Below are 8,928 nucleotides of genomic sequence, written 5' to 3'. Positions count from 1 at the left end.
TTCCTGGAAATTCTCAAAGGCGTTGTGGTCATAAAGTATAACCGAGGTATCCAGCACAAATATTTTCTTCTTTCCGTCTGTTTTTCCTGTAGATTCCATCATCAAGGCTAAATTAGGTATTTTGGATGGAAAAGCCTCATTCAAAGCCCTCCTCAGCAGTGCAAACGCATTAAAATACTTTCAGCTTAATCAGGAGGCTCCTATGGAGCCAGGACAGAATTTTCTTACGTCTATAAACAGGATGCTCCTCTGGAGCTATAAATTTAAGTGAACCACGCCCGTTCAAGCGTCGCTTGAATGAATACAGTAGAGAGCGTCCACGCTCTCGTAAACAAAAATACATTCAGCGTAGATGATGAATGTATTTATAAATATAAAGTCAAGCAAGGGCGTTGACTTTACGGATTTATAAAAGCGGCTAAACCCCTTCTTCCTCCTTCCCAGAGAAGGAATCGCACAGGCGCGTATTTTGAAGAATAAAAAACCCCTTAAAATAGGAAAACGAAAGCCTCTTCTTTCGAAATGACTTCCGTTTTCCAAACTTTATGAATGACCATAGCCATCATAAAGCATCAAGTTTTGTGTAAAATTAACCGACCCGATCTCCTCTTTGTTGTTGCGAACGCTGATGTCTCTTTATTCAAATGAATTCCGATTCTCAATTGTTAACACGTCTGCTGATTTTGTCTGTCTCCTTGCGGATGTGACGCCTTCAAATTCGTTCCGCATGTGTTCTTCTTTCCTCTTGCGAGTGCTGATGAGTCATTACATCTGCGAATATTGATATTGTCCTTCTCCCTTGGGGAAGTCGACTCTGTCGTTATTCGTGCAACGCTGATCCTCTTTATTCTTATGAATGCCGATGTCTCTTTGTTACGCTAACGCCGATTGCTTCAAGGTCATTATTTTGTTTGCCTTTCTCCGTAGAGTTTTGCAAAGCCTATAATACCTATCTAATCACTTTCCGGGATAACTTACTTTCGCATTTTATTCCCTTCATGTAATTCAGGTACTTCCCTGTTCTTTAGTTCCCCCGAAGGTTCACCCGATTCAGTTTCTGTAATCCTGTAAGGCTGTCAAAGTACGTCGTTCTTGATAAATACAATATCGGGACTAATATCCTTATTGTCAAGTGTTTTTTAAAATTTCTTTTTAACACGTTATTAACATTTATTTAAGGTTTATCCACAGGTTATATATAGCAATTTATATTGCAAATAACAGGTTTATAAACATCGCCCTTATCCACAGCTATCTGTAAAACCGTGTAATTGCTTAAATTAAAAAGGCGTAAGATTCAAAAAAATCAGATTTTTTCGGTCAAATGTTTCCAATATCTTTTAGGGATATGGCGCACATGCAGCTTGGTATTTTTCCTCGACGGGATGTTTACACTGGTAAAATAGTTTTTCCAAAGGTGCTGGTAAATGCCTTCATCTTCGGTAAAGGCGGCTATTACATCGCCCGGCTTATTTACGTTCGCAAAATCGAGCGAGATGTATTGGGTATCGTGCAAATCGTAATAGATGCCATAATTGCGCCTGATATCATAAATTATCCATTTTTGATCGGCATAGCGACTTTTAAAATGCCGTATTAATAAAGGCAATACATTAAAGTCGGGCTCAATAGTAGCATAAAAGGTTTCATCCTTTAGTTTTTGAAAACGGATAAAAGCCTCCATCCTATGCTTTTCGCGGCGCACCATACGTACCATCTCTGATACGCGCATCACAAATCTGTTCCCGTAATCTTCTTCAATATTTTGCCCGGCATCAAAAGCGTATCTTATATACCCCATCAGGCTGTTCTCCTCCCCGTCCATTTCGGCCAAATGTGCTGCATACAAACGCTGGATCCCCATTGATGAGATCTTTTGCTTTAAGCCCTTCAACACCCGGTTAGCGCGGGTTTCATCAGTTATTACCTGCAATCTATCTTCAAACAAAGCGCTGTTATTCACCCCGGTTTTCTGCAGACTTACCATACCCAGCTTACGATCGTAAACATCAAACACCGCGGTAAGCAAACCCTCAAAAGTGCCGTCATATATTAATGTGGTCATATTAAAAGAGGTTTAGCTGTACTTGTGTGTTCTTCAAATATTTGCTTTGCGATGTAGCCAAAATAAATTGCTTGATGTTGTTACCCGTAAGATCACGCCGCTCAAACTCGTTGCTATTACAGGTAATAAAGTATTTGGCGCGGTTAATGGCCACTCCTATCTTCTTTAACTGATCCCAGTTGAGCTTACCAAATATGCGGGCGCTCACAATTTTTTGTGCCGATAGCAGTCCGATGCCGGGTACACGTAAAATCAACTGTAAATCGGCCTTATTTATATCTATCGGGAAAACCTGCATAGTACGGATGGCCCAGCTCAGTTTTGGGTCGATGTCCAGATCCAGGTGTGGCTGTGCATCGTTCACGATCTCGTTTACCTTAAAACCATAAAAGCGCATGAGCCAGTCGGCCTGGTAAAGGCGGTTTTCGCGAACCATGGGCACACTGGTATTTAAAGCGGGCAAGCGACTATCGGCCAGTACCGGCACATAGCCCGAGTAATAAACCCGTTTTAAGTTAAAGTTCTTATAAAAGTAGTTGGCAGATCGCAGCACCTGGCTATCATTCTCGGGCGTGGCGCCAATAATAACCTGCGTACTTTGGCCTGCCGGCGCAAATATCGGGGCTTTTTTAAATAGCCTTTTTTCTTCGGTACGTTGGATAATGGCATTTTTTAAATATCCCATCGGTTTTATCATATCTGCTTGGTTCTTATCAGGAGCCAGCAATTTCAAACCTGCTTCGGTGGGCATTTCAAGGTTTACGCTCAGGCGATCAGCATACAGGCCGGCCTCGTTCATTAGCTCGTCGCTGGCGCCGGGGATAGATTTGAGATGGATATAACCGTTAAAGTTATGTTCGGTACGCAATTTTTTGGCAATACGTACCAGGCGTTCCATGGTATAATCGGCATCTTTAAAAATACCCGAACTGAGGAAAAGCCCCTCTATATAATTACGACGGTAAAAGTTAATGGTGAGATCAACCACTTCCTGAACTGTGAATGCGGCACGTTTAATATCATTTGTTTTACGCGATACACAGTAAGCGCAATCAAAAATGCAATGATTGGTGAGCAGGATCTTTAGCAATGATACACAGCGGCCGTCCTCGGTATACGAGTGACAGATGCCATTACTGGCATTGCCCAAGCCTTTATTTTCGTTTTTACGCTTGCTGCCGCTACTTGCACACGATACATCATACTTGGCAGCATCTGCCAAAATATTCAGCTTCTCCGTTATCCTGTCTACATTCATATCAATATCAAAAATACTAATATAATTAGCATTTTTATGTGCCGATATTAACTATTTTAAACTCTAAAAAGGAGTATATGCATTGAGCATATTAATTAATAAAGGGAAAGTATCGTTTAAAACAAAACAGGATACTTGTTATTAAACATGTAGTATCTTTATATAAAGATTGAATCGCCATAAAATAATGGATACCAGCGAGGTTGAGCGTTTAATAAAAATAAGCAGGGAACACCCTTTACTGCCCGAAACTTATATCCCCTGGCAACTGGAACCAATGCCTGATGATATTTTTTTGCCCGAACTGCTAACCTCCTTACAAGGCCTTGAAATTTATGATACCCTTACCCCCACCCAAAAGCTGGAATTGGGCCGGCACGAACTGGTGCAGGTAATAGCATCGTATGCCTGGGGCGAAGGTTTGTTTTGTGTATTCATGACCAGGCACCTGCTTACTTTATCGGCAGATAAGGTGGAGCATCAATTTTTGCTGCGGGAGCTGATAGAAGAGTTTCGCCACCAGGAAATGTTTGCGCAGGCTATAGCCAAATTAGGTGGCAAGCCCATTCCACAAAACGGCGTACATAAATTTTTAGGTGAGTTTAGTAATAAATACCTGCCGGCAGACTACCTTTTTATGGGCAGCGTAGCGGTTGAACTGGTTACAGACGTTTATGGTAACCATGCCCGGAAATCGCCTACGGTTTACCCGGTTGTAAAAAAAATGTTTGACCTGCATAATATTGAAGAAGCCAGGCATATACTTTTTACAAAAAGCCTGCTAAAAACATACGCAGCAAAAGCGGGATACATTAAACGGACTATGTATAGTTATATCATACTGTTCAATATTTTATTTGTGCGTACCATGTATGTAAAAAGGGAAATATATGAGCGCATTGGCATAACCAACCCGGATGCTGTTTACAAAATAGCCGCCAACAACTTTAAACAAAAATTTGCCGATACCTGCCTTAAAGACATTATAGATTTTGTAGATGAGTGGAAGGGTTTTAATACAGCCACCCGCTGGGCATGGCGGTTGTTACTGAATGCTAAGGTTTAATTTCACTACAAATAACCCTGTTTTCAATCAGCATTATTATCTTTAGCTTTAAATTAATAACAATGATGCCCGACATAGACCCAAGCTTTTGCGAACATTTACAAGCCATTACCCAGGTTAAACTAAGCGATGAGCATGTATGCGAAGAATGTATAAAACAAGGCACCCAATGGGTCCATTTGCGTACCTGCCAAACCTGTGGTGTTACGCTATGCTGCGATCAAAGCGACGAGAAGCACATGACTAAACATTACCATGCCGATCACCACCCGGTAATAGCATCGGCCCAGCCCGGCGAACGTTGGCTTTGGTGTTATGTAGATGAGCAGTTTGTAGAGTATTAATCTACTTCTTTGTCACTTCCACGCTCCAGTCACTACCACTGCCAATTTTATAGGTATCTGCAAAGCTGCCCATGTTAAGCGCGAAGGATAGCTGCATTAAGCTGTTCAGATAAGCTAATGGTTTACCCTCGGGTACGCTGCCAAAGGTTTCGCTGTAGGGCGCATCGCTTTCGTGTACCAGTACTCCTTTGTTAAACACTTTTAAATGCAGCATATCGCCGTATTTGGGGTTTAGCTTTTTAACCAGTTCGTCGCTGATGTCTGTCCAGATGTTGCCGTACTGTACATCGTGGATATCGATAGTTCCTTTCAGTTTGCCATTTTCAAATACTGATCTTTGGTAAGGAATCTTCACCACCTGTTTAGGCAACTCTGGGCCAACCTGTTCAAAGGTAATTATACCTGCAGCCAGGCGCGCGGCGGTATAAGAATAAACATCGCGGCCATGAAAGGTATAGGATTTACCCGAACCCGGGCGACGGTTCTTTACTTCATCAATTTGGCGCAAGCCTGCTATGCCATCGGTTTCGGCAACCAGGGTTAACGTGCCATTATCAGGCGTAACAATAAACTGCCCGGTATTTGTTTTTAATACAACTGATTTACGCGAGGTGCCCACGCCGGGATCAACTACCGAAACAAACACGGTTCCCTTTGGCCAGTAGCTTATGGTTTGGAATAAACGGTATGATGCTTCCCAGATATTGTAATTGGGGATCTCGTGCGTAAGGTCGTAAAGTTTCAAATCAGGCGATACACCGATGGCCACACCTTTCATTTCGGAAACAGCACCATCTTTTAGGCCGAAATCTGATTGGTAAACAATGATCTTATTTTGCGCGAAGGATGTATTAATGCCAAATAGCATTAATATTAAGGTTAAGGTTTTTAGGAGTTTCATTTTTAAGTATTGCGTTTACTTTGGGGCGAAAGTGTTGTGTTAAATTATCCCGAGGGATTATTATGCACACGCATATCTTTTATAAACCCCATCGGGGTTCAAGGTCGGTAGAAAAAGTCAAGTAACATAATTTATGTGTCGTAGGTACATAACCTTTAGCTAAGATATTATTTATGCAAGCGTATAGTTCTGTACCCACGGCACAGAGCAGGACAATCAATTTCTGTACTACCGACCTTTTGCTCCTACGGAGCAAGTAATCTGAAAATTATTCCGAAGCTTCTTCTCCTTTTTCGCCCAGTTTTACAATATCACCTTCTTTAAACAAAATGGCTTGCAAGGTTTCTCGCCATGCGGGTTTCTTACGCAGCAGAAACTCCAGGTCCATACCAAAGTGTTTAAACTCTTCGTGCTGGGCGTTTTGCATAATGGCTTTAGCCTGCGGGTCTTTCTCTACAGATATGCGTTGCTCGTACCAGTTGATAGCCTCGGCTTCTTCGCCCAGGGATACGATCATACGTGCAAAGGTCCGGGTTTCGTCCGACAGCTCATTGGCCGGCTCGTGGTATTGATCAAATGCCATGTTAATACTTTTAGGTTATAAAAGAATAACATGGCATTTTTGTTTTGTGGAAGCTTACGGAGGAAGATTATATCACCTCGTTAATGCTCATTTCTTTAATCTCTTTTGAAACATTGGGGCGGCCATTCTTGAATGCCTTACGTGGTGTTAAACCCAAAAGCTGGAACATGGCCATATCTTCATCAAAAGTTGGATTTGGTGTGGTTAGTAATTTTTCGCCGGCGAAGATAGAGTTAGCACCTGCCATAAAACACATAGCCTGCTCAACAGTGCTCATTTCGGTACGACCGGCAGAAAGCCTTACAACCGTTTTAGGCATAATTATGCGGGTTGTCGCTATCATTCTCACCATATCCCAAACAGAAACACGCGGCTGATCGGCCAGTGGTGTGCCCTGTACCGGTACCAATGCATTGATCGGCACAGACTCGGGATGCTTAGGCATATTTGATAATGTTTTCAGCATAGAGATACGATCCTGTGCGGTTTCGCCTAAGCCGATAATACCGCCGCTGCAAACAGAGATCTTTGCTTTACGCACATGGTCGAGCGTTTGTAAACGATCATCATAAGTACGGGTGGTGATGATACGCTTATAATCATCCTCAGAGGTATCTAAATTATGATTGTAAGCATACAGGCCTGCATCAGCTAAACGTTGCGCCTGGCTTTCGGTAAGCATACCCAGCGTGCAGCATACTTCCATATCCATAGCGTTAACAGCTTTCACCATGTCAATCACCTTATCAAAATCGCGGTTATCACGTACTTCGCGCCATGCAGCACCCATACAAAGTCTGGAAGCGCCGCCGTCTTTAGCTTTTTGTGCTACCGCGATAACTTCATCTTTAGGCATTATAGCATGCACATCAACTCCAGTGTTGTAACGTGCTGCCTGTGGGCAGTAAGCACAATCCTCGGGGCAACCACCTGTTTTTATCGAGATAAGGGAGCTTATCTGTACCTCGGCATAGTCCTCATTCTCACGGTGAATAGTTGCCGCGCGGAATATCAGATCAAGCAACGGTGAGTGATATATTTTTGAGATTTCTTCCTGTGTCCAGTCGTATCTTACTTCAGTCATTAGTTCAAATTTTAGTTGTTAGCTATGCTAAGACGCAAATATCAAAGATTATTTACTATTTCAGTTATTTCAATTTTATTTTTCACGCAAAGGTGCTAATAAGCAAAGTGTTAATTTTATTTCACGCAAAGACGCTAAGACGCAAAACATTTTTTAATTAATATATTCATTCTATCACTTTCTTAGCGTCTCTGCGTCTTTGCGTGACAAAAAACTATATAATTTGCAAGTGTTTTTTGCGAGAAAATATTCTCAAATCAAAATTATAATAAAAGCTTGCTTGCCAACCATAATGGCAGAAAAAATCCAATACAATCTGTAAATGTAGTGATGATGATTGATGATGCCACGGCCGGGTCTATCCCTACCCTTTTCAAAATCAGCGGGATAGATGCACCTGTTAAACCGGCTACGATCAAATTACCTGTCATGGCTAAAAACAGCACAAGGCCCAGCATTGGGTTGGCATCGTAAAAATAGGCCACTGCAAAAACAATTAAACCGTTGCAGGCACCATTTACCAGGCCCACTAATAGCTCTTTTAAAACAGTATTGTAAGCCTGCCTGTCGCTTAGGTCGCTTAACGAGATACGCCTTACAGTTACCGCCAATGCCTGTGTAGCAGTATTACCGCCCATGCCTGCAATAATGGTCATGTAGGCTGATATAACAGCCAGGTTCTTTACCGTGGCATCAAAATTACGAATGATGGATGCCGCTAAAAACGCGGTACCCAGGTTAATTACCAGCCATGGCAAACGGCTTTTTACAGCGTCCTGCCAGTTACCGCTCAGTTCCTCATCTTCTGATACACCCGAGATCTTCAAGATATCCTCGGTATTCTCGGCCTCCATAACATCAATGATATCATCAACTGTAATGCGGCCCAGCAGCTTCATATGATCATCAACCACGGGTATGGTGGTCAGGTTATATTGCGATATAAGCTTGGCAACCTCTTCCTGGTCAAGCTCAGCCTTTACGTATACAAAGTCGGATTGTACCAAATCGCGTACTTTAGCTTCGCCACGGGCTTTAATAATATCTTTTATGGATAAGATACCCTGCAAAGTTTTATTATCGTCTACCACGTAAATGGTATAAAACTCCTCCATCTCTTCGGATTGGCGGATGATCTCGTCCAGTGCGTCTTTTTTATCCAGGTTAATGTTTACGCAGATAACCTCCGAGTTCATCAAACCACCGGCCGTATCCTCGTGATAATTTAACAGGGCGCGGATGCTGGTAGCATCTTCCTGGTCAATGTCCTCTAAAATTTCCTGCTGATCTTCTTTGTCAAGCTGCGAGATAATATCCGTAGCCACGTCATAATCCATCTCCTCCACGATCTCAGACCGTTTTTCGGGATGCAGGCCCACCAAAAGATCTTCCGGGTGCGATTCCTCAGTCATTTCAGAGATAACCTCAGATGCGATGTCAGTAGGCAGGATATTGATGATCCGTTCTTTAGCTTCCTGCGGGAGTTTCTCGAACAATATCGCAATCTCTGAAGCGTGGTATTCGTTCAAAACCACCTGTAATTCAGCATCATCCCCCTCAAGGGCGGTTTTAATGCGAAGCAGGTCGGTTTTATCTATTTCAAAAGATTGCATATGCAGGCAAAATA

Annotated in this window: 8 protein-coding genes; 2 read left to right on the top strand and 6 right to left on the bottom strand. The window is 42.4% G+C overall.

The features are described from left to right. Positions 1 to 1,306 precede the first annotated feature (1,306 nt). Positions 1,307 to 2,065: a TIGR03915 family putative DNA repair protein gene (locus tag JWQ85_RS21125; RefSeq protein ID WP_299471532.1), complete on the bottom strand. Its 759-nt coding sequence runs from the start codon at positions 2,063 to 2,065 to the stop codon at positions 1,307 to 1,309. Between the two features lies 1 nt (position 2,066). Continuing rightward, positions 2,067 to 3,323, bottom strand: coding sequence for a putative DNA modification/repair radical SAM protein (locus JWQ85_RS21120; protein ID WP_299471530.1), 1,257 nt, complete (start codon positions 3,321 to 3,323; stop codon positions 2,067 to 2,069). Positions 3,324 to 3,510: 187 nt separating this feature from the next. On the opposite strand from JWQ85_RS21120, the gene JWQ85_RS21115 reads away from it, so the two are divergent. Together JWQ85_RS21115 and JWQ85_RS21110 are read left to right on the top strand one after the other, a co-directional pair. Then, positions 3,511 to 4,389: a diiron oxygenase gene (locus tag JWQ85_RS21115; RefSeq protein WP_299471528.1), complete on the top strand. Its 879-nt coding sequence runs from the start codon at positions 3,511 to 3,513 to the stop codon at positions 4,387 to 4,389. 62 nt (positions 4,390 to 4,451) lie between these two features. Beyond that, positions 4,452 to 4,733: a UBP-type zinc finger domain-containing protein gene (locus JWQ85_RS21110; protein WP_299471526.1), complete on the top strand. Its 282-nt coding sequence runs from the start codon at positions 4,452 to 4,454 to the stop codon at positions 4,731 to 4,733. A 1-nt stretch (position 4,734) separates the two neighbouring features. Here the strand turns inward: JWQ85_RS21110 and JWQ85_RS21105 are convergent, their stop codons facing one another. The 4 genes from JWQ85_RS21105 to mgtE all read right to left on the bottom strand — a co-directional run. Next, entirely contained in the window at positions 4,735 to 5,634 is a 900-nt protein-coding gene (locus JWQ85_RS21105) for an S-adenosyl-l-methionine hydroxide adenosyltransferase family protein (RefSeq protein ID WP_299471524.1), read from the bottom strand. A 268-nt stretch (positions 5,635 to 5,902) separates the two neighbouring features. Continuing rightward, positions 5,903 to 6,217, bottom strand: a complete 315-nt coding sequence (locus JWQ85_RS21100; protein ID WP_299471522.1) for a hypothetical protein — start codon at positions 6,215 to 6,217, stop codon at positions 5,903 to 5,905. 67 nt (positions 6,218 to 6,284) lie between these two features. Further along, positions 6,285 to 7,301: a biotin synthase BioB gene (gene bioB, locus JWQ85_RS21095; RefSeq protein ID WP_299471520.1), complete on the bottom strand. Its 1,017-nt coding sequence runs from the start codon at positions 7,299 to 7,301 to the stop codon at positions 6,285 to 6,287. 263 nt (positions 7,302 to 7,564) lie between these two features. Continuing rightward, on the bottom strand, positions 7,565 to 8,928 hold a 1,364-nt coding region (gene mgtE / locus JWQ85_RS21090), incomplete at its 5' end, for a magnesium transporter (protein WP_299471518.1).

Source organism: Mucilaginibacter sp. (genome assembly GCF_028288105.1).
Taxonomy (GTDB): Bacteria; Bacteroidota; Bacteroidia; order Sphingobacteriales; family Sphingobacteriaceae; genus Mucilaginibacter.
This window is presented reverse-complemented; position numbering and strand designations above follow the sequence as displayed.

Excerpts from the sequence above, each read along its gene's own strand:
- JWQ85_RS21110 (WP_299471526.1), top strand. The coding sequence starts at position 4,452 with ATGATGCCCGACATAGACCCAAGCTTTTGCGAACATTTACAAGCCATT.
- bioB (WP_299471520.1), bottom strand. The coding sequence starts at position 7,301 with ATGACTGAAGTAAGATACGACTGGACACAGGAAGAAATCTCAAAAATA.
- JWQ85_RS21120 (WP_299471530.1), bottom strand. The coding sequence starts at position 3,323 with ATGAATGTAGACAGGATAACGGAGAAGCTGAATATTTTGGCAGATGCT.
- JWQ85_RS21125 (WP_299471532.1), bottom strand. The coding sequence starts at position 2,065 with ATGACCACATTAATATATGACGGCACTTTTGAGGGTTTGCTTACCGCG.
- JWQ85_RS21105 (WP_299471524.1), bottom strand. The coding sequence starts at position 5,634 with ATGAAACTCCTAAAAACCTTAACCTTAATATTAATGCTATTTGGCATT.
- JWQ85_RS21115 (WP_299471528.1), top strand. The coding sequence starts at position 3,511 with ATGGATACCAGCGAGGTTGAGCGTTTAATAAAAATAAGCAGGGAACAC.
- JWQ85_RS21100 (WP_299471522.1), bottom strand. The coding sequence starts at position 6,217 with ATGGCATTTGATCAATACCACGAGCCGGCCAATGAGCTGTCGGACGAA.